20 protein-coding genes and 1 pseudogene are annotated in these 24910 nt (G+C 65.2%); 6 read left to right on the top strand and 15 right to left on the bottom strand.

Annotated features, from left to right (window positions below):
* Nucleotides 1-239: 239 nt before the first annotated feature.
* The 4 genes from MUG98_RS08180 to MUG98_RS08165 form a co-directional block, all read right to left on the bottom strand.
* Complete coding sequence (locus MUG98_RS08180) at nucleotides 240-611, bottom strand: HalOD1 output domain-containing protein (RefSeq protein WP_265111646.1); 372 nt, start codon at nucleotides 609-611, stop codon at nucleotides 240-242.
* Between the two features lie 98 nt (nucleotides 612-709).
* Nucleotides 710-2119 (bottom strand): cryptochrome/photolyase family protein, encoded by a 1410-nt coding sequence (locus tag MUG98_RS08175; protein ID WP_265111645.1) that lies wholly within the window; start codon nucleotides 2117-2119, stop codon nucleotides 710-712.
* 123 nt (nucleotides 2120-2242) lie between these two features.
* Nucleotides 2243-3115: a phosphatase PAP2 family protein gene (locus MUG98_RS08170; protein ID WP_265112430.1), complete on the bottom strand. Its 873-nt coding sequence runs from the start codon at nucleotides 3113-3115 to the stop codon at nucleotides 2243-2245.
* A 186-nt stretch (nucleotides 3116-3301) separates the two neighbouring features.
* Nucleotides 3302-5047 carry an ABC transporter substrate-binding protein gene (locus tag MUG98_RS08165; protein WP_265111644.1) on the bottom strand — a complete coding sequence of 582 codons (1746 nt, stop codon included), beginning with the start codon at nucleotides 5045-5047 and terminating at the stop codon, nucleotides 3302-3304.
* Between the two features lie 467 nt (nucleotides 5048-5514).
* On the opposite strand from MUG98_RS08165, the gene MUG98_RS08160 reads away from it, so the two are divergent.
* The 3 genes from MUG98_RS08160 to MUG98_RS08150 all read left to right on the top strand — a co-directional run bounded on the left by MUG98_RS08160 (nucleotide 5515) and on the right by MUG98_RS08150 (nucleotide 9011).
* On the top strand, nucleotides 5515-6669 hold the full coding sequence (locus tag MUG98_RS08160) for a tubulin/FtsZ family protein (RefSeq protein WP_265111643.1): 1155 nt from the start codon (nucleotides 5515-5517) through the stop codon (nucleotides 6667-6669).
* 236 nt (nucleotides 6670-6905) lie between these two features.
* The gene (locus tag MUG98_RS08155; RefSeq protein ID WP_265111642.1) at nucleotides 6906-7916 is read left to right on the top strand and encodes a TIGR04024 family LLM class F420-dependent oxidoreductase; all 1011 of its coding nucleotides are present in this window, start codon (nucleotides 6906-6908) and stop codon (nucleotides 7914-7916) included.
* Between the two features lie 129 nt (nucleotides 7917-8045).
* The gene (locus MUG98_RS08150; protein WP_265111641.1) at nucleotides 8046-9011 is read left to right on the top strand and encodes an MBL fold metallo-hydrolase; all 966 of its coding nucleotides are present in this window, start codon (nucleotides 8046-8048) and stop codon (nucleotides 9009-9011) included.
* 103 nt (nucleotides 9012-9114) lie between these two features.
* Here the strand turns inward: MUG98_RS08150 and MUG98_RS08145 are convergent, their stop codons facing one another.
* The 3 genes from MUG98_RS08145 to MUG98_RS08135 form a co-directional block, all read right to left on the bottom strand.
* Nucleotides 9115-9813 (bottom strand): 6-hydroxymethylpterin diphosphokinase MptE-like protein, encoded by a 699-nt coding sequence (locus tag MUG98_RS08145; RefSeq protein ID WP_265111640.1) that lies wholly within the window; start codon nucleotides 9811-9813, stop codon nucleotides 9115-9117.
* A 132-nt stretch (nucleotides 9814-9945) separates the two neighbouring features.
* Entirely contained in the window at nucleotides 9946-11139 is a 1194-nt protein-coding gene (gene folP / locus MUG98_RS08140) for a dihydropteroate synthase (protein ID WP_265111639.1), read from the bottom strand.
* A gap of 526 nt (nucleotides 11140-11665) precedes the next feature.
* The gene (locus MUG98_RS08135) at nucleotides 11666-12904 is read right to left on the bottom strand and encodes a Cdc6/Cdc18 family protein (protein WP_265111638.1); all 1239 of its coding nucleotides are present in this window, start codon (nucleotides 12902-12904) and stop codon (nucleotides 11666-11668) included.
* A gap of 1073 nt (nucleotides 12905-13977) precedes the next feature.
* Between MUG98_RS08135 and MUG98_RS08130 the strand changes: the two genes are divergently transcribed.
* Both MUG98_RS08130 and MUG98_RS08125 read left to right on the top strand, forming a co-directional pair.
* A complete protein-coding gene (locus MUG98_RS08130; protein ID WP_265111637.1) occupies nucleotides 13978-14742 on the top strand; it encodes an RNA methyltransferase in 765 nt (254 codons plus the stop codon).
* Nucleotides 14743-14852: 110 nt separating this feature from the next.
* Nucleotides 14853-15893, top strand: coding sequence for a hypothetical protein (locus MUG98_RS08125; RefSeq protein WP_265111636.1), 1041 nt, complete (start codon nucleotides 14853-14855; stop codon nucleotides 15891-15893).
* A 117-nt stretch (nucleotides 15894-16010) separates the two neighbouring features.
* On the opposite strand, the gene MUG98_RS08120 is transcribed toward MUG98_RS08125, so the two are convergent.
* From MUG98_RS08120 to btuC, 8 genes and pseudogenes are all read right to left on the bottom strand, one after another.
* Nucleotides 16011-16631, bottom strand: coding sequence for an HTH domain-containing protein (locus MUG98_RS08120; protein WP_265111635.1), 621 nt, complete (start codon nucleotides 16629-16631; stop codon nucleotides 16011-16013).
* A gap of 181 nt (nucleotides 16632-16812) precedes the next feature.
* On the bottom strand, nucleotides 16813-18687 hold the full coding sequence (gene gatE / locus MUG98_RS08115) for a Glu-tRNA(Gln) amidotransferase subunit GatE (protein WP_265111634.1): 1875 nt from the start codon (nucleotides 18685-18687) through the stop codon (nucleotides 16813-16815).
* A gap of 201 nt (nucleotides 18688-18888) precedes the next feature.
* Nucleotides 18889-19443, bottom strand: coding sequence for a cupredoxin domain-containing protein (locus MUG98_RS08110; protein ID WP_265111633.1), 555 nt, complete (start codon nucleotides 19441-19443; stop codon nucleotides 18889-18891).
* 502 nt (nucleotides 19444-19945) lie between these two features.
* Nucleotides 19946-20245: an amphi-Trp domain-containing protein gene (locus MUG98_RS08105; RefSeq protein ID WP_265111632.1), complete on the bottom strand. Its 300-nt coding sequence runs from the start codon at nucleotides 20243-20245 to the stop codon at nucleotides 19946-19948.
* A 48-nt stretch (nucleotides 20246-20293) separates the two neighbouring features.
* The gene (locus MUG98_RS08100) at nucleotides 20294-21109 is read right to left on the bottom strand and encodes a DUF7551 domain-containing protein (protein WP_265111631.1); all 816 of its coding nucleotides are present in this window, start codon (nucleotides 21107-21109) and stop codon (nucleotides 20294-20296) included.
* Nucleotides 21110-21112: 3 nt separating this feature from the next.
* Nucleotides 21113-21253: pseudogene (locus MUG98_RS25520) on the bottom strand (hypothetical protein); the annotation flags it as partial.
* Complete coding sequence (locus MUG98_RS08095) at nucleotides 21250-22644, bottom strand: heme ABC transporter ATP-binding protein (RefSeq protein WP_425601082.1); 1395 nt, start codon at nucleotides 22642-22644, stop codon at nucleotides 21250-21252. The pseudogene MUG98_RS25520 and the gene MUG98_RS08095, both read right to left, overlap by 4 nt.
* Nucleotides 22641-23738: a vitamin B12 ABC transporter permease BtuC gene (gene btuC / locus MUG98_RS08090; protein ID WP_265111630.1), complete on the bottom strand. Its 1098-nt coding sequence runs from the start codon at nucleotides 23736-23738 to the stop codon at nucleotides 22641-22643. The genes MUG98_RS08095 and btuC overlap by 4 nt, the downstream gene beginning before the upstream one ends.
* A gap of 60 nt (nucleotides 23739-23798) precedes the next feature.
* On the opposite strand from btuC, the gene MUG98_RS08085 reads away from it, so the two are divergent.
* Entirely contained in the window at nucleotides 23799-24908 is a 1110-nt protein-coding gene (locus tag MUG98_RS08085) for a PGF-CTERM-anchored ABC transporter substrate-binding protein (RefSeq protein ID WP_265111629.1), read from the top strand.
* Nucleotides 24909-24910: the final 2 nt, after the last annotated feature.

The raw sequence follows: 24910 nt of genomic DNA, 5'->3' as shown, positions 1-24910 counted from the left end.
CGGTAACAAATTGTGATATCCGAAATCATCGTACCATGACAGATAGATCTCGATCCACCGGCCGATCGTCCGACCGGTCCGTCCGTGGCGCGATCGCAGGGCTACTCGGGCGACGGAACCGGACGGTCGTCGTCGAGTGTCGGCGATGTGGGACGTCAGTGGAGCAGGGCGCACGGACGTGTCCTACCTGTAGCTGTGACGACATCGTCACGTACACGATCTAGTGAGGGCGAAGACCGTCACTCCTCGATCGGGTCCCCGGTGGAGTCGTCCCCAGTGGGTTCGTCCTCCGCGGATTCGTCCCCCGCGGACAGTTCCGACAGTTCGACGTGGCCGTCGCTGTAGACGGTGATCTCGTACCCCTCATACTCGACGACGACGCGTGCGTCGGGGGCGTCGTTTGATCCCGTCGGCGTCTCGCCGGCCCGGGTCTCGATCGATCGAAACAGGGCGTCGAGCGCCTCGGGATTGATCACCGTGTACAGCGGATCGTACGCCGGTGGCTCGACGTCGGTCACGTCGACGCCATCGCGTGCGGCGATCGCCTCGACGATGGCCTGGCTCGGTGGCACCGATCCAGAGGACGACGACGGGTCGGGCGACGGGGACATACTGTTTGCTAGACGGTTCACGCTCATAAGCATGCTGCCGGACGGGAACACGTCTCAAGCGCTGCGGCTCCCGTTCGGCCGCACCGAGCGGTCAGAGATCACTGTTCCTGATCGCCTCCACGCGCCCGCTCGAACGCCTCGATCGCCCGTTCCCTGCGATCGGCGTGGTCGACGATCGGTGCCGGGTAGGCGGGTGCGATCCGCTCGCGATCCGCGGGACCGTGCTCGTCCCAGTCGTGAATCTCCGCCGGGGACGCGTCGGCGAGTTCGGGCACGTACGTTTTGACGTACTCGGCGTCGGGATCGTAGTCCCGTCCCTGTTTCATCGGGTTGAACACGCGGAAGTACGGCTGGGCGTCCATCCCGGTCGAGGCGGCCCACTGCCAGCCGCCGACGTCGTTCGCAGTCTCGTGATCCGCCAGCTTCCGACGGTACCAGTCGTACCCCGTTCGCCAGTCGATCAGCAGGTCTTTCGTCAGGAACGACGCGACGATCATCCGGACGCGGTTGTGCACCCAGCCCTCCTTGCAAAGCTGGCGCATTCCCGCGTCGACGATCGGATACCCCGTCTCGCCGGCCTTCCACGCGGCGAGTTCGTCGGGGTCGTTTCGCCACGGGATCTCGAACTCGTACCCGCTGAAGTTCTCGACGACGATCTCGGGGTTGTACGCGAGCACGTGCGCGTAAAACTCTCGCCACGCGAGCTGTCGCCGAAACGCCTCGACGCTCGCTCGCTCGGAGGGTGCGTCGGCCCGATCGGCCGCCCGCTCGGTGGCCGCGTAGACCGTCCGTGGCCCGATCGTCCCCCACTTGAGGTGTGGCGAGAGCCGCGAGGTCGCGTCGGCGGCCGGATAGTCGCGTTCGTCGGCGTACCGATAGATCGGCCCCGAACAGAACTCGGTGAGGCGCTCGCGGCCCCGCTCTTGCGTGACGGTCGGCGGCGACGCCTCGGGATCGTCGAATCCAAGGTCGTCGACCGACGGCAGCCCCTCTCCGGAGACGGCCGCGAGATCGGCCTCGGCCGGCGGATCGATCGGGGCGGCCTTCTCGCGGTCCTGCCACTTCGTCCAGAAGTACGAGAACACCGAGTAGTGGTCGCCCTGGGCGGGCGTGATCGATCCCGGTTCGTGGTGGACGGCGTCGTGAGCCGTCTCGACCTCGATGCCGTCGTCCTCGAGGGCGGCTGTGACCGCTCGATCCCGATCGCGGGCGAGGCCGCTGTAGTCCGCGTTCCAGACGACGGTCGACGCGTCGTACGTCGCCGCGAAGTCGCGAATCACCGCGCTGGCCTCGCCGCGGCCGACGAGCAGATCGCTTCCGCGGTCACGATACCACGATCTGAGCCCCGCGAGCGCCTCGAGCAAGCAGTGCACCCGGATCGGCGAGGCGTGCTCGAGGACGGTGGGATCGAGGACGAAACACGGAACGATCGGATCGCCGTCGGCGGCGCGAGCGAGCCCACGGTTGTCTCTTCCCCGGAGATCACGGCGGTGCCAGTGCAGGATCACATTCGTCGAAGACGGGATGGGCGGTGAAAACGTCCGGGTACCGGCGATCCGCGAGAACACGCTGGACGCCGAACCGTCCATCCGCGAGTGCCCGTTGGACGTCCGACTGGCGGGTGTGGCGGCTCACCTGTCGAGTTTGCCACCCGTTTCGAACGGCGTCACGAGGAACGCCCGTACCGACGCGAGGATTTCCTCGACGGTGTAGTTGTGGCCGATGTAGACGCTGATGAGCGCGAGGGCCGTCCCCGCAACCACGTCCGAGAACCAGTGGATCCCGAGATACATCGTCGACAGGGCGACGCTGATCGCGAAGAATCCGGCGATCGGGACCCAGAGCGGGTACTTCTCGCGGGTGAGCCACGCGACGAAAAACACCGTCATCGAGAGCGAGGTATGCAGCGAGGGGAAGACGTTGGTGCTCTGGTTGACCTGATTCGTGAGGAGTCTGGCCTGCGGAAACGACTCGTAGAGCAGTCCGTCGAACAACAGCGGATCGAGGTTCCGTGGCCCGTAGGCGATGAACAGGACGTAACACACCAGCCCGATCGCGTAGTTGGCGGTAAAGGCGAGCACTAGCGTCGACAGGGAGTTCATCTCGTCGAGCGCGAAGTACGCGATCAACGGGAACAGGAGCAAGAACGCGTAGCCGTAGATGTAGCTGAAGACGAAAAAGGACGTGAGCGGTTCGGCCTGGAACGACTGGAGGACCGCCACCGGATTCGTCCCGAACACCGTTCGCTCGAGGTCGAACAGGTACGGCGTGATGTTGGTCCCGAGGACTCGCCGCTCGAGTCGCTGGAAGACGTCGCGTGTCGACCACCGGACGAACAATACGACGGCGAGCGCGACGAGCGGGAGCGCACACGCCTCCATCCGCCACCGGAACTCACGCAGTGCTGCCACGAGCCGACGTGGACCGACGATGACCAGCGTCGCGGTTACGAGCATCGTCGTAACGACGAGGGCGAGTTCGAGGACGACTCCGATCAGCGCCATCGGGGATTCGGGCTTCACTACACGCCGGACGCCATTAATAGCGACCGGTTGTCCGCCCGCCGCTTCGACGGCTGTCGTCGCGATCGACTCACCGCGGCCACGACGGCCGGCATCTACGGCCTCTGGCAACGGGGGCACCCGGCGTAGCCTCTGGCAACGGGCGAAGCCGTGGACAGCCGCTCCCCGTCACTCGAGCAGTTGGTCGTTCTCGTAGCGGTATCCCACGTCCGCGAACAGCGATCGAACGCGAGGGATCGAGAGTTCGCCGTCGGTGCCGGGAAAGACAACCGTACTGGGCGACTCCTCGTACTCAAGATCCTCGTCGGGGAAGCCGAACAGCGAACTGTACGTAGTCGCAGGTTCGGCCATTCCGTCGAAAAATTCCGTGACAGTGTGCTCCCGATCGATCAGTCGCGACAGGATCCGCCGGAAGTGTGGATTGCTGAGCTGGGGGTGTTGGACGTTGTATCCGATCATGTAGAACGCGTCGGTACGCCCGGTTATCGCCGAGACGTCTGATGCGGCCCTGATGGTGTCGGCTTGATCTGTCGGGACGTCGCCAACAGTAACGTCGATTTCGCCGTCGACGAGCGTCTCGATCATCGCACCCGGGTTCGGGGCGATCTGGAACCGGATCCCGTCGAACTGGGAGAAGTTCTCGAACAGGTCCGGTCGATCGGCCGTCGTCCGCCGGAAGACGTGGTCGTCGAACGAGTCGAGGACGATTTCGGTGTCGGCTGTCGACTCCTCGAAGCTAAACAGTCCGGATCCGATCGGGCCCTCATTGTCCGTCACGAGGGCCTCCGTCCGTCGATCCGCGACGACCGTCGATCGGTCGTCCCAGACGTGTTCCGGCAACACGGGAACGGTAAAGACGCGGGTGGCGACTGGACGGACGGTATCACCGAACGAGAAGCGGACAGTCCGCGTGTCGACGACCGTGACGTCGTCGACGAGCGTCACTCGGCCCCGATATCGGGGTGCTGGCACGCCGCTGTCGACCTCGCCCTGTGACGTATCCGTGAGAAACTCGATCGTAAACGCCACGTCCTCCGCATCGAGGTCGGTCCCGTCGTGCCACAGCAGGCCGTCACGGAGCCTGACCTCCGCTTCCAGTCGTTCCGTTTCATCCCAGTCGATCGAATCTGCCAGCCACGGAACGATCTCGTCGTCTAGCCGACGCACGAGGGGGTCGTACAACAGTTCCAGCAGGCCCTCGATCCGGTTTCGATCGACGACGATCGGATTCAACCGCTGGGTGAGTCCCTCGCCGTAGACGCCCACCTCGAGCGGTCGATCGTCGACCCAGTCGTTGCCCTCGCGGCTCATGATGTCGACGTAATCGACGAGACGCCGGGGAGGACGCGACACGTCGAGCGACCGTCGGCTGCCCCCGAACTGATACGGGTACGCCACGACGGTGTACGGTGCCGTAGTTTCGAGGTACTCGAATAGCTCCCGGAGCGTCTCGGTCCGCTTCGATTCGTCGGTCCGTCGCTGGGTCTCCAGGTGTTCGTCGGCCGTCACGTCGGAGTAGTTGAACGGGTTCTGCCACCCTCGTTCGCTGACGAACCGGGAGTGCAACAGGCCACGAACGGCGTCGTACTCGTCGAGCCCGGAGTGTCTGAGGACGAACACGTCGTAGTTCTCCTGCAAGAGCACGTCGCGGTAGAGATCCGCCTCCGCGACCGGTTCGTGCGTCGCGTCGATTCCAGCCGCGCGGAAGTTCTCCCGGAGCTGGCTCAGGATTTTGGCTGCGACGACGTCGTCGTCGGCCGGGACCGTCTTGATCGAGAGCGACACCTGTTTTGGGCCGTTGTTTTCCGCCTGGGACCAGAGGCGTTCCGTACACCCGGCGAGGGAACTGGCTCCTGTGATACCCGCACCTGCGACCAGCTCTCGTCGCGTCAACGGCGGCCCTCCGTCGTCCATGTAGCTGTCGGTAGGCCACCACGGAGTATAGGACTTACTCTCGAGACGACAGTTCGAGGAGGTGTCCGAACCGACGTCTCGAGCAGGAATCGACGCGTGGAACCGCGGGGACTCACGGGCTTCGACGTCACGGTCGTGCCTCCGTCGCGTCCCGAAACCTGACCGTCGAACGGGTGACACGGAAGGGCCGTCTTCGGCACCGATCCTGCGCTGGAATCGAAACCAGACCCTCGAGGACCGGCTACAATAGAAACCGGACCATCGAGAGCCGGCTACAATAACTATCGCATGAATTTCGGTTTTTGAAGAATCTATAGAGTAGAAGACAGTCTTTTCTAACAGTATATGATCGCATTAACAATACCTCTCACTGGCGACGACACAGGTGTGGTACCCGTTCACAGGCCGGCAACCGAGATCGGCCCCCGCCGATCGACCGGCTGAGTGGACGGCCACGGAAGACAGCTATGAAACTCGCACTCATCGGGTTCGGTCAAGCAGGCGGGAAGGTCGTCGACGAGTTCCTGGCGTTCGACAGCAGCATCGACGGCGGTTTCGTCGAATCGGCGATCGCAATCAACTCCGCGACGACCGATCTACAGGGCCTCGAGCACGTGTCACGGCGGAATCGCGTACTCATCGGCCAGGCCCGCGTGAAGGGCCACGGCGTCGGTGCCGACAACGAACTCGGCTCGCAGGTCGCCGAGGAAGACATCGACGAGATCCAGCACGCGATCGATCGGATCCCCGTCCACGAAATCGACGCGTTCCTGATCGTCGCCGGCATGGGCGGCGGGACGGGATCGGGCGGCGCGCCCGTGCTTGCGAAACACCTCAAACGGATCTACACCCAGCCCGTCTACGGTCTCGGCATCCTGCCCGGCACTGACGAGGGCGGCATCTACACCCTCAACGCGGCCCGATCGTTCCAGACGTTCGTCCACGAAGCCGACAACCTGCTGGTCTTCGACAACGACGTCTGGCGAAGTGCCGGCGAATCGGTCGAGAGCGGCTACGATCGGATCAACGAGGAGATCGTCGAACGGTTCGGACTGCTGTTCGCTGCCGGCGAGATCGAGCAGGGCGATCACGTGGCAGAGAGCGTCGTCGACTCCTCCGAGATCATCAACACCCTCTCGAACGGGGTCTCGACGATCGGGTACGCCAGCGAAACCGTCGCGGACGACGGACTCCTCTCCTCGTTCACCGGCAGCAGTGGCTTCGACGAGGGCGAGTCGGTCAACCGGATGACCAGTCTCATTCGGAAGGCGACGCTCGGCCGACTCACCCTGCCGTGCGACGTCGCGAGTGCCGATCGTGGACTCGTCGTGGCCACCGGACCGCCCGAGTACCTGAACCGCAAGGGCGTCGAGCGCGGTCGCCAGTGGCTCGAGGACGAGACCGGGAGCATGGAGATCCGCGGCGGCGACTTCCCGATCCCCGATCGGAACGAAGTCGGCGCGATCGTGCTCCTCTCGGGCGTTACGGACGTTCCGCGAGTCGACCAGCTTCAGCAGGTCGCGATCGAGGCCCAGGAGACGACCGAACAGGTCCGTGCCAGCGCCCAGGAGGACTTCGAGACGCTGATGGACACCGATGGCGAACTCGACGCGCTCTTTTAGCCCTGCGCGGCTCTCGCCGTCGCGGCGACGTATCAGACAACTTTAAGAGCGTTGGTTGAGTGTCTTCGAGCGGGAACCTCTCGCACGGTTCGGGCGGGGAGGGTCCGGTGACGCGACTGCTCCACCGGGCCCGCCGGGTGTTCGCAACGTCCGATCGATCGTCGAACAGCCCGCGATACCGTTCATCGGCGCTCGTGTGAGACCGACCGTCGCGGTTCGACACAGTGTGATCGTCCATGCCAGATCGAAGCCTACACCTGCCAGTCGCAGCACAGCCTCGCGTCGAATCACTCACCGCCCTCGCACAGCGCGGCGAGGACCACGGCTACGAGTACGCCTGGCTCCCCGAGACGTGGGGCCGGGATGCCGTCACCGTCCTCACGGACATCGCCCGGGAAACCGACGAGATCGGTCTCGGACCGAGCATCGTCAACGTCTACTCGCGATCGCCCGCTCTCCTCGGCCAGACCGCCACCACGCTCCAGGAGGTCGCAGACGGCCGCCTACGGATGGGGATCGCCCCCAGCGGCCCGGCCGTCATCGAGGGCTGGCACGGCGTCGACTTCGATCGGCCGCTCCGGCGGACCCGCGAGTACATAGAGATCGTTCGCAAAGTCATGTCCGGAGAGACGCTGAACTACGACGGCGACATCTTCTCGCTGGCCGGCTTCCGCCTTCGCTGTGACCCACCCGAAGCGTCCGTCCCGATCGACGCCGCGGGGATGGGGCCGAAGTCCGTCGAACTCGCCGGTCGATTCGCCGACGGCTGGCACGCAACCGTCTTCACGCCCGAGGGACTCGAGGAACGGCTGGAGGACCTGCGCCGCGGGATGGAACTCGGCGATCGCGACCCCGACGACGTTCGGGTGACGCTCTCGATGACCGGTTGTGCCCTCGAGGACGGCGACCGCGCGCGCGAACTCGCTCGCCAGCACCTCGCCTTCTACGTCGGTGCGATGGGCACCTACTACCGCGAATCGCTCTCGCGACAGGGCTACGAGGACGAGGCCCACGAGATCGCCGCCGCGTGGGCCAGCGGCGATCAGGAGGACGCTCTCGCGGCCATCTCCGACGACCTCCTCGACGACCTCGGTGCCGCAGGTACGCCCGAGCGCGCCCGCGAAGAACTCCGCAAGTTCGAGTCGATCGAGGGCGTCGACGACGTGGCGATCGGCTTCCCGCGCGGCGCCTCGCGCGAGGAGATCGAATCGACGATCGAGGCGTTCGCGCCCGAAGCCCAGCGGTAGTCGACGATCCGTTCGTCGGTACTGTCGTTCTCGTTCCGCTGCCGATTCGATCGGCCCCAGATCGACTGCCAACCGAGTGTGGGCACCGAACCGGCGGACTGACGGTTCTCGACGGCACACCGACGAGTAATGACCGGCGTCGAGACCGCCGCGAGCGTCGATCGGATCGCGATCGGGGACGGTTCGCCCGAGGGAACCAACAGCGCCTACGTCGTCGCCGACCGAGCGATCGTCGATCCCGGACCGCCGACCGACGACGCCTGGGCGGACCTCCGCGAGGGGTTCGATCGGGTCGGCGTCGATCCTACCGATCTCGAATACGTCCTCGTCACGCACTGGCACGTCGATCACGCCGGTCTCGGACCGCGACTCGCGCGGACGGCCGACGCGACGATCGCGATGGGGGCGAGCGACGCGCCGCTGGTCGCCGACTACGCGGTCGAACGCGAGCGCCGACTCGAACGCGACGCCGAGACGATGCGCCGACTGGGCGTTCCGGACACCATCGTCGACGACGTCATCGAGGAGGATACCCCGTCATCGATGCCGGACGCCGTCCCCGTCGAACGGCTCGCGGACGGGGACACTGTCGCCGGAATCGAGGCGCTGTCTACGCCCGGACACACCCTCGGCCACACCGCGTACGCGATCGACGACGTTCTGCTGGTCGGCGACGCGGTCCTCCCGACGTACACGCCGAACGTGGGTGGGAGCGACACGCGAACGCTCTCGGCGCAGCGGGAGGGGGCGTCCGCCGAGTACGATCCGCTGGCGACGTTTTGCGAGACGATCGATCGACTGGCGGGCCGCCCCGAAACGCTGCTTCCCGGCCACGGAACGAGCCTCGAGACCGATCGGATCGACGAGATCCGTGCCCACCATCGGGAACGATCGGCGCGAGCCCGGTCGTCGCTCGAGGCAGCCGGATCGGGGACGATGACACCGTGGGAACTCGCCCGCGACCTGTTCGGCGACCTCGCGGGGATTCACGCCAAGTTCGGGGTCGGTGAAGCCGCCGCCCACCTCCGGACGCTCGAACGCGACGGGCGAGTCGAGCGGGTGACGACCGACCCGGAGCGATACGAACGCCGCTGAGAACCGATCACCGTCGATCACGTCTTCCCCCGTCGATCACGTCTTCCGTTCCCCTCCAGTCTCGATCCATCGGATCGCGAGTCAGTCGTTCGCCGGATCGCAGTCAGTCGATCGGGAGCGTCGTCGTATCGACGGCGGTGCGGCGGCCGTCGAGCACGTCGAACCGATCGCCACGTCGCTGCTCGAGCCAGTAGAGGAGTCGTTCGGCCCAGGCGAGTTTCTTCTCCTTGATCGGTCCGACCGCGGGATCGTCGAGGTCCCAGCCGACGAAGACGAGCCGATCGGCCCCGAAGTGATCCGCGAGGAAGGCGGCCCGATCACCGTCAGTGAAGCCCCCGAAATTGCAAACCGGTCCCGCGGGTGCGACCTGCGTGGTCGGCAAGACGTACTCCTCAGCACAGTCGGGGACGACCGCCCTGACGGCCGCGACGTTGTCGCCGTGGGCGTGGACGGCTACCGGCGTTGCGCTGTGAGTGAGTCGTCGCACCGTCTCCGGGTTCTTGTCGAGATCGGTGACCATGTAATCGACCGCTACGCCCGACGATTCGAGGTCGTCGACCGCCGTCGAGGCGGCCACGACGACGTCCGCGTTCGACGCCCGTTCGCGGGCCCGATCGGTCCCGATCGACGGCCCGGCACCCGCGATCGCGACGGTGGCGTCTCGGATCGCGTCGAGGTAGTCGAAGTCGAACGGCACCGTCAACTCGGCGAGTACGTCGCGTGCGCGTTCGTCACCGGCCCGATCGTAGCCGAAGTCGCGACGGATCGCCTCGTAGACGGGTTCCCACTCGTCGTACTCCATAGTCGTCACTGAACGGTGTAACACCACAATAATTCCGTGTTGTGGGCCGGGGGTCGCCTCCAAAGTACCCCTACCCGGGAGGCCGCCCGGCGTCCACTCCCTATTTTCGATGCCTCCGGTATAAGCTTTCTCTTAGCGCAGCATTTCACGCAACGTGATGTGTAGGCGAACGAGACTGTCGGTTTCGCCGCGTAGCTGGGCTTCAACGTCCGATACGGCCGTCGTCGACCCGAGCAGCAGTACGCGATCCTGGTCTCCCGCGTGGACCACCGCGCCACGATCGACCGCGATCGAGGCCAGCCGATCGCGAGCCCCGGGGTCGAGTCCCTCGATCTCGACGACCTCCGTCTGCCAGTCGTCCGCGGCCGACGGGTCGATCCCGAATTCGGCCAGCTGTCGCCGGAGATCACGCCTCGACCGGACGTCGAGTCGGGTCGCCGAGACGTCGCCGGCCGTCGCGCTCGCCCGTTCGGTGAACGCGTCGCCGATCAGTGCGGCGTCGCGCGTCTCCGACACGTCGTGGGTCCGGATCACGTCTGCGCCCCGCTCGACCGCCATCGAAGTCGCCGCCAGACTGACCGGCAGGCGCTCTTCGGTCTCGCGATCGGCGATCTCGCCGAGGAAATTCTTCCGGTTGATCGAGACCAGTATCGGCCGGCCGAGCGCGCGAAACTCCCGGAGCCTGCTGAACGTCTCGCGATCGTCCGCGAGGGTCTGGGCCTCGCTCCAGCCGCCGAACGCCGGGTCGACGATGGTCTTGTCGGTGAGTCCGTTCTGTTTCAGCGCCTCGTAGACCCGATCGACGTAGTCGGCCTGTCGGGCCCATTCTGGAGACTTCCGGTCGGCCCACGGCGTCTCCTCGACCGCACCCGGGCGCTCGATATCCGGCGGACTCGCCATCTTCGCGACGGCGGCGTCGTGGTCCTCACAGACCGACGGCATCTCCGGATCGGCGAAGCCCGCGACGTCGTTGACCATGTCGAACCCCCGATTCAGCGCCGCCTCGGCGACCTCGGCGTACCGGGTCTCGATCGAGAAGATCGCGTCACCCGAGACGCTCTCGATCGTCTCACAGGCAACGGAGAGGCGATCGAGTTCCGCCTCGGCGGAGCGGACGTCGAACCGCTTGTTCGCGGATTCGAGTCCGACGTCCACGATGTCCGCTCCCTCGCCGATCAGTTCCTCGTCGACGTACTGGGCGGCCTCGCCGGGGTCGTCGTAGACGCTGGGATCGTAGGGCGACTCGTCGCTGACGTTCAACACGCCCATGATCCGGGGCGGGTACTCGTCACCGATCCCCAGTCCGGCCGCGTCGACGCTGTTCATACTTTCGCTGGGGAGGGGAGACGGAAAGGAGACGCGATTGCGGCGAACGGGACTGCGGTGGTCGTCGGTCAGCCCCGGCCGTCCGACGTAGCCAGCCAGCGTTTGCGGCCCGCTAACCGCGAGTTCGACAGGACCGCCCGGCCTCTCGAGGTCCGTCGTTCGGACCGCCGGGAACGATTCTCCGATCGAGTTTCCGCCGGCGTCGGTCGCTCCGACGTGTGTGATAGTACACCCAGGTGGTCACTTCCGCCGTCGCCATCCGGAATCGACGAGTCGAGGGCGGCAGCCGCGGCCAGGGGCGAATGCGTGTCTCTGACGGCGAGCGGGTCCTGTCCTTGTCGACGTGCGCGATCTGTCCACGATCGTCGTCGGAACGCTGGGCGACGTGGACACCGCTGCACACCCGGGACCGAGCCGTTCCTGAGCGTGCCATAGAAGGATCCAGGTCGAACTGCGAAAATACGGGTCAGAGCCCGGGAGTCGCGATACAGGGACCGTCTCACGGCCCGCAGTTACCGATCGACCGTCAGGCGTCCGGGTTCGCGTCCTCGAGAGGGGCGAGTCGCGAATCTCGCAACAGCACCTTCTTGACGATCGAGGGATTCTCGAGCAAGCGGTGTTTCGCGTGAGCGCCGCGCCCGCGCCCGCGACCCTCGCGTTCCGACTGGATCACGTTGAGGAAGTTCTGTTCCTGGAGGATCTCCTGGACGCGCCGTTCCGAGAGCACGTCGAAGTCGAGTTGGCGGGCGATCTCCTTGTACTGGTTGTAGATGATCTTCGTCGGGAACTCCTTCTCGCTGCTGTTCTCGGTCAGCAAGGTCAACGAGTAGAGGATCGCCTTGGCCTGCTGGGGCGAGCCCTCGATCAGTTCGTTGAACCGATCGGCTTCGGTCTTCTCTTTCGCGTCACGGACGTGGTCGGCGGTGACCCGGGTGTCGGTTTGTTTCTTCGCGATCCGGCCGGCGTTCCGGAGGATGTCGATCGCCTTGCGTGCGTCGCCGTGTTCCTGGGCCGCGAGCGCGGCGGTCAGCGGGATCACGTCGTCGGAGAGCACGCCGTCGTGGAACGCGTCCCGTCGTTTCTCGAGGATTTCGACGAGTTGGTTCGCGTCGTACGGGGAGAAGACGAGTTCGTCGCGCGAGAGGCTCGACTTGACCCGTTCGGAGAGGTGATCCGGGAAGTCGATCTTGTTCGAAATGCCGATGATCCCGATACTCGAGTCCGAGATCCGACGGTTCTCGCCAGCACGAGAGAGTTTCCGGAGCACTTCGTCGTCCTCGAGCATGTCGATCTCGTCCAGGATGACGATCGTGACGTCGGTACAGTCGTCGACGGCCTCCCAGAGCCGTTTGTAGTAGTCGCCGGTGCCGAGACCACGATCGGGGACGGTGACGCCGCTCCGTTCGGGTTCGTTGACGATCTGGGCGATCGTCTTGACGATCGATGCTTCCGTATTCTGTTCCCCGCAGTCGATGAAGGCGTACTTCACCGTGACGTCGTCGTGTTGGGCTTCCGTGATCACTCGCTGGGTAACCGACCGGGAGATGAGCGACTTGCCGGTGCCGGTTTTCCCGAAGATGAACAGGTGATTGGGTTCGCTCCCGAAGATCGCAGGATTCAGGGCGTCCGCTACCCGTTGCATCTGGTCGTCGCGCCCGACGATCCGGTCCGGACCGGGGAGATGCGTGATCTCGAGCAATCGCTCGTCGGCAAAGACCGGATCGTCGTACCGAAAGAGTGGATCACGATCGTCGTTCGCGGACATTGCAGTACCCGGACCGTTTCAACTGGATTGAAATAAAGCTATGGAGATCGATCGCGGGTGTAAATCTCCTAATAGAGTCCCTGATAGTCGGGAAGAGTGCCGTAAAACGAGTATATCGGACGGCCGCCTACCTCGCGTTTCTAAGGCGGCCCGGATCACCGCTTCGTCCCGATCGTCCGGATCGGCCACTGGGACCTGTAGCGACTCCATCGTTCCCATCGTCCGAAGCGTGCCCCCGACACCCCCCTCGCGGATGTAACTGTTGGCGTGTCGACCGGAGTGGTCGATCGTGCCGCCTCGTTCCGAGGGAGTCGACGGCTCCGACGGGCGGGACGGAATCCGCGGCGGACTGTCGAAACTCCGTCTCGAGAGTCCGATCCGAGCACCGGCTTTACCGGGGTTCGAGCGATTGAATTACCGGAACCCCACGCACACCCCCGTCGCGGATGTAACGGCAAATGGGTGGGGGGTGATCGATCGAACCGTCGATTTCGGCCGTATCTGTCGTCGGAACGACCGATATTACATCCGCGACGAAGGTGTGTAGCCAACGAAGACCCCCACACGAATGTGGACTTACAAACGCGAGGGGGGTGTGTCCCCGTGTCACTCCAGTGGCTGCTGTCCCACGAGCGGGTCAAACGGACGCTGGCAGATCGTTGGCACGAGGGACGAACTCGATCCCGATATTCAAAACGCGGGATTCCAAATGCAGGACGTCTCGGTCAAGCAGTGGGATCAAGTTCTAGTCTCAATCGTCTCTAGATGACTTCATACTAGTTCTTTTCATACTAGTTCTAGATCTATTCTAACCTATTCTAACTACCCGAACCTATCCCTTATCCTCTAGGGATCCTCTTATCCTCCGAGGAACCGATGCTGGACCACGCTCCGAAAACCGATGCGAAGATACTGTCAGCGCGATCGACTCTCAGTAGGTCGGAGCGGGAAGACGGCTCTCTCCGAACACGTCACTTTTGACGCCACGGTCGATAGCATCCGTATGAGCGGTTCGAGGGAGTCCGTGCGGTCGTCAGCCAACGAGATCGACCGACGTCGCGACAGACGAACCAATGACTGACGAGCAGTCCACCCGCGAGTTGCCGGACGGGCGAACACCTCCGGCAGTCGCCGTGGTTGACGCAACGACCCCCGGAAACGTGGGCACGATCGCGCGAGCGATGAAGAACTTCGGGTTCGAGGAGTTGTTGCTCGTCGATCCACCCGAACTCGATCCCGAGGGTGATGCGTACGGGTACGCCGGGCACGCCCGCGACGACGTCCTTCCGAACGCCACCGAGATCAGTTTCGATCGACTCGTCGAGGAGTATCACACGATCGGCTGTACAGCCGTGACGAACGAGGACGATCGGCGTCACGTCCGCTTTCCATACTCGACGCCTGCGGATCTCGCGGAGCGATTGCTGCGGGTCGAGGCACAGACCGCGCTCGTCTTCGGGCGCGAACGGGTCGGACTCACCAACGAAGAACTCGCCCGGATCGACGAGATCTGTTCGATCCCGGCCAGCGCCGAGTATCCCGTCCTCAATCTCGGTCAGGCCGCGACCGTGACGCTGTACGAACTCCGATCGCTCACGCTGGGCGGCGACACTCAGCTTCCGGACGTCGAGCGCGTTCGGGCCCCCGAACCGGCCGTCGATCGACTCTACGACCAGTGGGCGGACCTGCTCGTCGAGATCAACCACCCCGAAGAGAAACGCGAGAAGACGATGCGCATGCTCCGTCGAGTCTACGGCCGTGCCGACCTGACCGAACGGGAGGCGAACACGCTGCTCGGTCTCCTGCGGCGCGCGACCGAACGACCGGCCGATCGGTAGTTCACTCTCACGAGGATCCACGGCTGGTGGTGACGAACTGCGGCACGTCGTGACGACCACCACAGTAACGACCACCACAGTAATGTGATGTCAGCCTCCACTGCTACTGGATGACTGAGGTACACCGACGGAGAGTCCTGCACCTCCTTGGTGTGGGGACCGGAACGACACTTCTCGCTGGCTGTTCGGAGTCGAGCGACGACGGAACCGATCCGGGGGGCGAGTCGTCGGACGACGATGGTGAATCGGACGGCGAACTGCCGCGGTACGCGTCTCTCCTCCCCGAAAACGACGAGTCGAGATACTTCTACGGTGCGATCGATCAGGAAACGATCGCCGCGCTTCGCGACGACGAGAGTCCCGAAGACGGCGCGGAACCGAGCGATCCGTTGCTCGGCAATCCGATTGCCTTCACGTTCAACTACTATCTGTTCGGCCTCGGCCAACTGGCCGATTCGTCCAGTTTCGATCCGTATCGGGAAAACGACGAGACTGACGATGGAACCGGAGCGTTCGTCTTCGTCGATGGCGTGTACGCGCTCGCGGGTTCCTACGCGTTCGACGACCTCAGGACCGATCTCGAGGACGCCGGCTACGACGTCGAAACCGACGCGGAGACGTACGCAGTGTACACCGATCCCGACAGCGGCGAAGTCGTCGGCGTCAGCGACGAGGTGTTCGCGTTCAGCTATCCGAACGCGACCGATCCCGACTTCGATCCGGTCACGGCGGTCGAACGAACGGTCGCGACGGCGGCCGGAGACCGCGAGCCGAAACACGAAACGGACGACGAGTTCGCGTCACTCATCCGGACCGGCGAGGACGACGGGATTACCCTCTGTCTGTACACGACGGACGACGAATTCGACGCGGAGACGCTCTCGAACGATCGATCGGACGACGCCGACGGGCCCACGTTCGAGTTCGCCGCCTTCACCGGCTCCACCGGTATCCACCAGCGACTGTCGATCGTCGAAGACGACGTCGGCGCCCGTGCGACGTCCGTCGTCGACTACAGTTCCGACGACCTCGTCGACGAGGATCGCCTCGAGTCGGAACTCGGATCGGACGCCGACACCGTCACCGTCGATCGCGTCGGCACCACTGTGACCGTCGATGCCGAGTACGCGGACGACGTCGCCGACGAGTGAGCGATCTGTCCGGTGTGAGAACCGCGTCGTCCGATGCAAGAAACGGGCCGTCCGGTGGGCCGCGTCACCGATCGTCGCCTGTTCGCTCGATAGACCCTGCTACCGGAGCGTCACTTCTCAGTTCTTGATCTGGCGTTCCGGGGTTTCGTCCGGCACCGAGTGGGAAACGTACTCTCCTGTCCCGGTGACGGTCCCGACCCAGCCACAGTCGGAACACGCGAACAGCCCCTGTCCGTCGACCAGCGAGCCGCCACAGGCTGGACAGTCACCCGGCGTCGTCCCCTCGATGTACGTTTCGCCCTCGAGTGGTGTCGGCAGGTCCCCGGTCCGGAGCGTCGCGATCGCCTCGTCGGTGGTGTACGTCTCGTCGTCCGCCGAGTGGGGGAACACTCCGATCAGTTCGTCGTCGGCGTACACCTCGAGACACAGCAGGGGCGTGACGAGCAACTCCGTCGTCTCGCCGGTCACCTGCGAGGTCGTCGTCCGCTGTCTGAACGGCGGTTCGACGCTCACGCCCTGTCGATCGGCCCAGTCGGTGAGCCGATCGTACGTTTCGAGGACCTCCTGGTGGGGGTTCGATTCCTTCAGCGCGACTTCCTTGGGCCAACTGCGAAGCAGCAGATCGTCGACCGCGCCTTCGGACTCACACGCCTGCAGCGTCTCGACCTGTCTATCGATCGGTTCGAGGAGCAACGGTGCGCGCACGTGACACACGGCTGTAACGGATTCTTGGTTCATCGGGACCACCTGGTTGTGTAATCCGGCAACGTTGGTACTGATAAATGTTTGCGACACGTGATGTCATACCATCCTCGACAGTCGAGAAAACTACCGCCAGAAACGGGATTCGCACCGAAAACGGGATTCACACCGAAAACTGAATCCGCACCGAAACGTAGAACTCGACGGTCCCGTCGAATCAGGCCCGGTTCTGTATCTCCTCGCGCAGGAGTTGGCTCACCAGGTCGCCGTCGGCTTTGCCGCGGAGCGCACCCATACACTCGCCCATGAGGGCCGAGAACGCCTGCATGCCCTCGTCCTCGACCTGGTCCGCGTTTCGTTCGACGACCTCGACGACGGCCTCGCGAACCTCGTCCTCGGCGGCCGAACCGAGCCCCGCAGCGTCCGCGGCCTTCTCGGCCGATCGGTCGGGGTCCGACGCGAGTGCCCGCAGCAGGTCCGGGATCCCCTCTCGGGCGAGGTCGCCGCCCTCGGCCATCGCAAACACGTCCTCCAGGTGCTCTCGCGTCACGTTCTCCACCGGGACGTCGTCCCGGCGAAGTTCGGTCAGCGTCGACTCGAGCGTCGTCGCGGCCAGCGTCGGGTCGACGCCGTCGGCCACGACGTCCTCGAACAGCGGCATGTACTGCCCGTAGGCGACCTGTTCGGCCAGTCCCGCGTCGAGACCGTACTCCCGCTGGTAGCGATCGACTTTCTCGGTCAGGAGCTCGGGTTCCGGGACGTCGCTCGGGTCCGGTTCGACCGGCGGGACGTCCGTCTCGGGGTACATCCGCGCCGCACCGGGCAGCGGACGCAGGTAGCGTGTCGTCCCGTCGTCGTTCGCGCCGCGGGTCTCCTCGGGGACCCCTTCGAGCGCCATCCCGGCCCGATCGGCCACGGCGTCGATCGCCGTCTCGGCCGTGTCGGTGTCGTCGGCGACGATAGCGACGGCGTCCTCGGGGCCGGCACCGACGGCCTCGCGAAGCGCCTCGACCTCGCCTTCCGTGACGCCGTAGGCGGGCAGTTCGTCCGTGTGGAAGATCCCGCCCGCGCCGTGGCGCTTCGCGTGGTCGGAGAACTCGGTGCCGAGGCGACGATCGGGCGCGATTTCGCGCCCCACGAGGCCGTCGAACTCGTACAGGGGGACCGCCATCACCGAGCCACCCGAGTTCAATGCGCCGTTGATCACACCGCTCTCGGTGTCTTCGAAGACGCTGCTCACGTCCTGTGGCTCGTCGACAGACGCCTCGCGATCGGCCAGTTCGTCGGTGATCGCGACGAGTTCCACCTGCCGGGCGACCTCGTTGCGAACGATATCGTCGATGTCGTCGAGACTCTGGACGCCCTTGATCTCGACCCGGGCACCCTCCTCGATCGAGACGTTGACGTCCTGGCGGATCGTTCCGAGTCCGCGCTTGACCTTTCCGGTCGAGCGCAGCAGCATTCCGATCCGTTCGGCCGCTTCGAGCGCCTGCTCGGGCGTGGAGACGTCCGGGCTGGTGCCGATCTCGACCAGCGGAATGCCGAGCCGATCGAGACTGTAGCGCACACCGTCCTCGGTTTCGGTCACCCGCTGGGCGCTCTCCTCCTCGAGCATGAGATCCTCGATCCCGACGGAGCCCTCGCTCGTCTCGATCGCGCCGTCCGTGGCGATCAGCGTCGATCGCTGGAATCCGGACGTGTTCGAGCCGTCGACGACGATCTTGCGCATGACGTGGGCCTGATCGACCGGGGCCATGTCCATCAGCTGGGCGATCTCGAGAACCGTCTCGAGGGCCTCGTCGTCCAGCCGGTGTGGCGGTTCGTCGTCCTCCTCGACGAGACAGGTGGTGTCGTACGCGAGGTACTCGAACTTCCGATCGACCGTGCTCTCCTCGACGGCGGCGGCGTCGAGTTCGCCCAGTTCGCTCCGGGTGGGATGGAGGTAGCGTGAAAAGGTACGCGTCGACTCGTCGGGCTCGCGAAGGTCGGTCGGACAGTTACAGAACAGCTTCGTCGCCGTATCCAGTTGCTGGTGGATCTCCAGCCCGGCGACGAGTCCGAGTTCCTCGTAGTCGTACTCGGTGTCGGTCATTGCCGGGGACTCGGAGGTCGAAGGGTAAAAAACCGTCCAGTCCGGGCTGGCGAGCGAAAGCCATCGACCCCCGCTATACCTCCAGCCGTTTTCTCTGCGACGCTGTCGACGATCGGTCCAGCGATCGCGGTCCCCGACGGCGACGTCCCCCATCGACGCAATCGGCGGAATGGCGGCGCTATCGTGGACGATCGCCGGGTGTCAGTACCCGGAATCGCTCCCGCCCGACTCTTCGTCGTCCGCGGTGTCGTCGCTCTCGGATTCGTTCCCGTCGCCGTCTTCGCCTCCGTTCGAGGAAAGGTCGAAGCCGTCCCCCAGTTCGACATCGCCGCGCATCGATTCCGGATGGAACTCGCAGTAGTACTCGGCGGCGTCCTCGCTCGCTTCGAACGTCATCGAAACGGCTTCGCCCGCCGTCTCCGACGTGTCGGACGCCTCGAGTTCCTCGCCGTCCGCGGATTCGACGACCAGTTCGTGATTCACGCCGTCGACGTTGATCCAGACGAGTTCGTACTCCTGCCCCTCCTCCAGGTCGAGCGCCGGATTCTCCTCGCCTTCGATCGCCTCGGGAGCGATACCGTACCAGTACTCGGTTCGGCCGGCGAGGATGATCGGCAACCGGTCGGTCTCTTCCCCGTCCGCGTCGTCCTCGGCGTCGTCCTCCTGTGCCGTCACCGCGGTCGTCAGCCCCGTGGCTGCGGTCGTTGCTCCGATGAACCTGAGCGCCGTCCGCCGTGACCAGTGTGTCTCGCTCATACAACCCGCGGAACGTCTAGGACGGAGAAAAAGACACGTTCCCGTTTCTCCGGGCAGAGCGCGGTTTGCCGGTGAAACGAAGCCTCGGATCGCCCCGACGACGATCGGTCGTCCGCCGCGTTTGTTCCAACGAGGGATTACACCTCATCGATCGACGCGGAATATCCCCGTTCCACCGTCGATTTGATATAGCAATTATTGGTTTATAAGGTCGACGCTGGACACGGTCGTTCGGATTCATAATTCACTACAGCTGATACATCGGGTCGATTGGCCGGCGATTCGGGATCGATTCGCGGACACCGATCGTCGGCCTGGGGCGAACTCCGTCGGCGACTGCACCACCACCGTAGCCGCCGACCATCCTCCTCGAAAACACTCGCGTAACACGACCGTCTGTCGTGTGCCCCGATGAACCCACCTGACGTGGGACCTGACGATCCGTCGCGCTCACGACCGCCGAGAACGCACTCGGGCGGGACCAACTCGACTGTCCGATCGGCTACCGAACGTCGGGGGCCGTCTCGTCGGTTCGTCCCGGGAGTTCCAGTTCGATCTCCAGTTGCGGTTCGCCAACGCCGTCGAACTCGATTTCCAGTTCGACTGGGGTCCCGAAGGCGAACGGGAGTTCCCACTCGTCGGTGGCGATCGTTAGCTCGTCGCCGTCACGGAGTCGTTCACCCAGTTCGATCAGGAACGCGCCGGCTTCGTCCGCGTCGAGCCGGTACTCCTGTTCGAACTTGCGGCCGGACCGGATCGTCGTTCGCTCGTCGTCTGCCGAAGATCGTTCTGGATCAGTCATCGTCCGTCTAGTACGACGTCAACGGGGTCGTCGATCGCGGTCCGACCGTCAGGAGTGCCCGTTCCACCCACGATAGTGTCCACGTCGACCTCCCCTGTCCCCGTCGGGGTAGTCACGTGTGATCGTGCTCTCGGACGCAGACGAGCCCGCGGGGGGATCCGCCTCCGTCGCAGTGATCCGCGGACGCCACGTGGCGGGCGACTGCCGATCGATCCGCTCGGCTTCGGTGATCGCCAGTGATCGCGTCGACACACGGGCGAAGAGCCCGACGACGATCGGGAGCGTCACCAGCCGTTCGGCGGCCGCTGCAAACGTGCATCCGTCGAGTCGAACCGTCCAGGAGTGCCGATCGGGACCGAAATCGGCCGGCGATTGCGTCACTCGGGCGGACTCGAGCAGGCCCACGGACTGGAGGACTGCGAGAGTGGTGACGAGTGGAGTGGGGTCGTCACGCCCGTCCGGATCGGTCGGGAGGGACGACGCTGCCGTGGCGAGTAGCGACGCCTGTTCGTCGGGTTCGAGTCGCGCGTCGAGTTCCGTCGCGATGCTATCGAGCAGTCGCAGGCAGCGTTCGCCGGGACGGTCGATCGATTCGGCGACGTCGAGGTACGTCTCCATGACGGCGTTCTCGAGGCCGACGTGCGACGACGCGGCGATGGCCTCGAAGACGACCCCGGCGACGGTGTGACAGAAATCAATCGCTCCTCGCGTCTCGCCCACCACCGAGAGGGACGTTTCTCCCCGCCGATCGCCGGTCATATCGGTTCCGACCGTCTCCTGGATTTCCGCTGAGCGGACGTCCAACACCTCCTTGCAGACGATACCGTCGTAGGAGGGAACCGACGGGTCGTACCGTCGAAGCACCGCGCGGTACCGTTCGGTCGCTCCGGATGCAGTCGTCGACTCCGATCGGAGCGATCCGAGACGTAGTTCCGCCCGCCGTCGAGGCCGATTCCCGTCGTGGCGGCTCCGATGGCGATGACTGGCGTCTTCGAGAACCCTCGTCAGTCGTCGGTCGACTCCGCCGATGGGGACTCCGTCGACTCGGTGCGATCGGCGACCGTCTCCGATCGCTCCGAGACCGTCTCACCGTCCGGATCGAGGGCCGAGGCCAGCGCCTCGAGAATCCGATCGGGCGACGTCTCGACGGCCCGCCGTCGAATCTCCTCGTACCGGTCTCGAGCACCCGATCCCGCGAAGTTCCGCTCGGCGAACGGGCGGGTTTCGACGAGGACGAGCGAGTCGCACTCGAGCGCGCGGTCGAGGAGGATCTGATTCCCCGCGCCGACTTCGAGGTCCGCGAGGACGGTAGCGTCCCGATCGACCAGGGATCGATCGAGCGCGTCCCGATCCGCCCGCGACAGCGGGGCGAACGGTTCTACCTCGATGGAATCGATCCCGAGTTGGGCGGCCGTCTCGGCGGCCGACGATCCGCTCGAAACGGGGCCGAGACGCGCGTCCACACCGGCAGCGTCGAGGCGCGCGAGGACCTCTGCTGCGGTCGCCCCGGAGCCGAGCACGTGGACGCCGTCCGGGAGCGGTCCGGGATCGTCGTCGGGGAGCGCCGTCACCGACGCCGTTCCGGTCACCGGATTCGACGTCACCGCCGCGTTCGCGTCGAAGGCCGCCCGCAACGCGTCCGACGAGAGAACCTCGGTCGGGGATCCGGACCGGTGGACCGTCCCGTCGGCCAGCATCACGAGCCGGTCGCAGTACCGCGCGGCCAGGTTCAGGTCGTGGATCGCCGCGATGACGGTCCGTCCCTCCGCGACGAGGTCCCGGACCAGTTCGAGCGTCTCGATCGCGTGGTTGACGTCGAGACTCGCCGTCGGTTCGTCGAGGAGCATGACCGGCGTCTCCTGGGCGACCGCACGCGCGAGGACGACCCGCTTTCGTTCACCGCCGCTGACCGCCTCGATCCCACGATCGGCGAACTGTGCCGTTCGCGTCCGTTCGAGCGCGTCGTCCACGACGGCGCGGTCCTCCGGATCGGGGGGTGCAAAGCGCGATCGGTAGGGGTGACGACCCATCTCGACGACGTCTCGGACGGAAAAGGAGAACGACAGCGTCGTCTCCTGCGGGACGACCGCAACCCGGCGACTCGATTCCCGCGAGGAGAGGCCGTGAACGTCGTCCCCGCCGATCGTGACACGACCCCGATCGGGCGAGATCGCACCGCTGATCGTCCGGAGCAGCGTCGTCTTTCCGGCTCCGTTCGGGCCGACGAGTCCGACGACCTCCCCCGGTTCGGCGGAGAGCGAGAGGTCCTCGAGGACGTCGATCTCGCCGAACGAGACCGCGACGTCGCGGACGTCGATACTCGTATTCGCGCCGCCGATCGGTCTCTCGTCGCGGTTCGATTGGCCAGTCGCTTCGTCGCGATCGGACGCGCCCGTCACAGCGAGTGCACCTCCCGACGGGTCAGCAGAAACAGGAAGAACGGGGCACCGAGCGCCGCCGTGACGATCCCGACGGGCACTTCTGCCGGGCCCGCGCGGGCGAGGGTATCGGTCGCGACGAGAAAGGACGCGCCGGCGAGGGCACTGGTCGGCAACAGGATCCGGTGATCCGGGCCGACGATCAGCCGCATCATGTGCGGGACGACGAGGCCGACGAAGCCGATGACGCCTGCGACGGCGACGCCCGCTGCCGTCACGAGACTCGCGATCGCGAGCAGGAGGAGTTTCGTTCGCTCGACGTCGACGCCGAGGTGATAGGCGTCTTCTTCGCCGAGCAAGAGGACGTTCAATTCTCGGGTGAACGCACCGAGGACAACGACGCCGACGATCGTCACCGGCAGTGCGAAGCCGACGTCGCTCCAGGAACTGTTGTTGAGGTGCCCCATCATCCAGATCACGGCCCGTCTGAGGTTCTCCCCGCTGTGGACGAGCATGTACGAGATGAGCGCCCCGAGGAAGGCCTGAACGGCGACGCCGGCGAGCAACAGCGTCGCGACTGGCGTTCTGCCACCCTCGGTGGCGATCGCGTAGACGAGAAACGCGGTCACGAGCGCGCCGGCGAACGCGGAGAGGTGAAGGCTCCCGAACGGAACGAGAACCGGGAACGCGATCGCGGCGACGGCACCGGCGGCGGCACCCGACGAGACGCCGATGATCGACGGATCGGCGAGCGGATTCCGGAAGAACCCCTGCATCACCGTCCCGGCGGCGGCGAGGGCGAAGCCGACCGTCGCCGCGAGTGCGATCCGTGGCAAACGGACGTCCGCGACGATGATCTGGTGCGTCTGGGGGACGTCGAACGAGAAGACGGGCGCGTACTGGAAATGCGGAGTTGGAACGCCGACGCCGAGTCCGGGGATCGTCACGCTTCCGGACGCCACACCCGAGGGAACGACGACGGCGTTCAGGACGGCCATCGCGACCGTCAGCGGATCGATCCTGACCGGTCCGAGAGCGGCGCTGCTGACGACGACGGCGACGAGCAGCGCGGTGAGGGCCGCCGACCACGACGCGGTTCGGACCGATCGCGGCATATACTGCAACCTCGTTTGGGTTAGACAAATATTTGTTGAAGACCACCCATCTATCGGACGATGCGACAGAAACCCGTTATCCTCATCACCGCAGTACTCGCCCTCTCGCTGCTCGCACCCGCCGCGGCCGCGAGCAGTGCGGGAGGCGCTGCCGACGCGAATCAGGCGGCGTGTGAGTATCCGATCGAACTGACCGACGCGACGGGCGAAACGATTACGCTCGAGGAACCACCCGAATCCGTGGTCGCGTTGCAGCCGAGTGACGCACAGACAGTCTACGAAATCGGGGCGGAAGATCGTCTCGACGGCTTGCCGTACAGTCCTGCGACGAGCGGACTCGACCGCGGCGACCGCGCGGACGTCAGCGACGGCTGGCAGGTCAACACCGAGCGGGTGATCGACCTCGACCCGGACGTCGTGCTGGCGGCGAACATCACGTCCGAGGACGACATCGAAACGCTCCGAGACGCCGGGCTGACCGTCTATCACTTCGAGGCGGCGAATACGATCGACGACGTGCGCGACAACGTCGTCCGGACCGGCGAACTCACCGGCGAGTGTGCGGGCGCGACCGAGACCGTCGACTGGATGAACGAACAACTCGAGGTCGTCGAGACCGCCGTCGAGGACGCGGATCGACCGCTCGCGTACTACGCGATGGGCGAGGACGGGACGACGGCCGGCACCGATACCTTCATCCACGAAGTGCTGGCGACTGCCGACGTCGAGAACCTCGCCGAACGGGCCGGAATCACGTTCTACCAGCAACTCAGTAGCGAAACGATCGTCGACGAGGATCCCGAGTGGATCATTTACCCCGACGACAGGGAGGAACCGCCGATCCCCGAGGGGGCCGAAGCGACGACGGCCTACCAGAACGACAACGTCGTCGCCGTCGACGCCAACCAGATCAGCCAGCCCGCACCGCAGGTCGTCTACGCCGTCGTGGATATCGTCGAGGCGATCCACCCCGACGCCTACGAAGCGGCGAGCGAAGGCCTCGAGGAATCCGGCGAAGACGGTGAGAACGACGGAGACGGTGAGACCGGCGGTAGCAGTGAAACCGATGGCGACGACAGCGACGACGCGTCCGAGTCGATCCCCGGCTTCGGCGCACCGGCCGCCGTCGCTGCACTCCTCGGTGGCACGCTCCTGTTGCGTCGTCGGTAACC

The sequence above is a fragment of the Halosolutus halophilus genome (assembly GCF_022869805.1).
Taxonomy (GTDB): domain Archaea; phylum Halobacteriota; class Halobacteria; order Halobacteriales; family Natrialbaceae; genus Halosolutus; species Halosolutus halophilus.
The sequence above is the reverse complement of the archived record's forward strand: the minus strand, read 5'-3'. Positions and strand labels throughout refer to the sequence as shown.

Excerpts from the sequence above, each read along its gene's own strand:
- MUG98_RS08180 (WP_265111646.1), bottom strand. The coding sequence starts at position 611 with ATGTCCCCGTCGCCCGACCCGTCGTCGTCCTCTGGATCGGTGCCACCG.
- MUG98_RS08170 (WP_265112430.1), bottom strand. The coding sequence starts at position 3,115 with ATGGCGCTGATCGGAGTCGTCCTCGAACTCGCCCTCGTCGTTACGACG.
- MUG98_RS08165 (WP_265111644.1), bottom strand. The coding sequence starts at position 5,047 with ATGGACGACGGAGGGCCGCCGTTGACGCGACGAGAGCTGGTCGCAGGT.
- MUG98_RS08160 (WP_265111643.1), top strand. The coding sequence starts at position 5,515 with ATGAAACTCGCACTCATCGGGTTCGGTCAAGCAGGCGGGAAGGTCGTC.
- MUG98_RS08155 (WP_265111642.1), top strand. The coding sequence starts at position 6,906 with ATGCCAGATCGAAGCCTACACCTGCCAGTCGCAGCACAGCCTCGCGTC.
- MUG98_RS08150 (WP_265111641.1), top strand. The coding sequence starts at position 8,046 with ATGACCGGCGTCGAGACCGCCGCGAGCGTCGATCGGATCGCGATCGGG.
- MUG98_RS08145 (WP_265111640.1), bottom strand. The coding sequence starts at position 9,813 with ATGGAGTACGACGAGTGGGAACCCGTCTACGAGGCGATCCGTCGCGAC.
- folP (WP_265111639.1), bottom strand. The coding sequence starts at position 11,139 with ATGAACAGCGTCGACGCGGCCGGACTGGGGATCGGTGACGAGTACCCG.
- MUG98_RS08135 (WP_265111638.1), bottom strand. The coding sequence starts at position 12,904 with ATGTCCGCGAACGACGATCGTGATCCACTCTTTCGGTACGACGATCCG.
- MUG98_RS08130 (WP_265111637.1), top strand. The coding sequence starts at position 13,978 with ATGACTGACGAGCAGTCCACCCGCGAGTTGCCGGACGGGCGAACACCT.
- MUG98_RS08125 (WP_265111636.1), top strand. The coding sequence starts at position 14,853 with ATGACTGAGGTACACCGACGGAGAGTCCTGCACCTCCTTGGTGTGGGG.
- MUG98_RS08120 (WP_265111635.1), bottom strand. The coding sequence starts at position 16,631 with ATGAACCAAGAATCCGTTACAGCCGTGTGTCACGTGCGCGCACCGTTG.
- gatE (WP_265111634.1), bottom strand. The coding sequence starts at position 18,687 with ATGACCGACACCGAGTACGACTACGAGGAACTCGGACTCGTCGCCGGG.
- MUG98_RS08110 (WP_265111633.1), bottom strand. The coding sequence starts at position 19,443 with ATGAGCGAGACACACTGGTCACGGCGGACGGCGCTCAGGTTCATCGGA.
- MUG98_RS08105 (WP_265111632.1), bottom strand. The coding sequence starts at position 20,245 with ATGACTGATCCAGAACGATCTTCGGCAGACGACGAGCGAACGACGATC.
- btuC (WP_265111630.1), bottom strand. The coding sequence starts at position 23,738 with ATGCCGCGATCGGTCCGAACCGCGTCGTGGTCGGCGGCCCTCACCGCG.
- MUG98_RS08085 (WP_265111629.1), top strand. The coding sequence starts at position 23,799 with ATGCGACAGAAACCCGTTATCCTCATCACCGCAGTACTCGCCCTCTCG.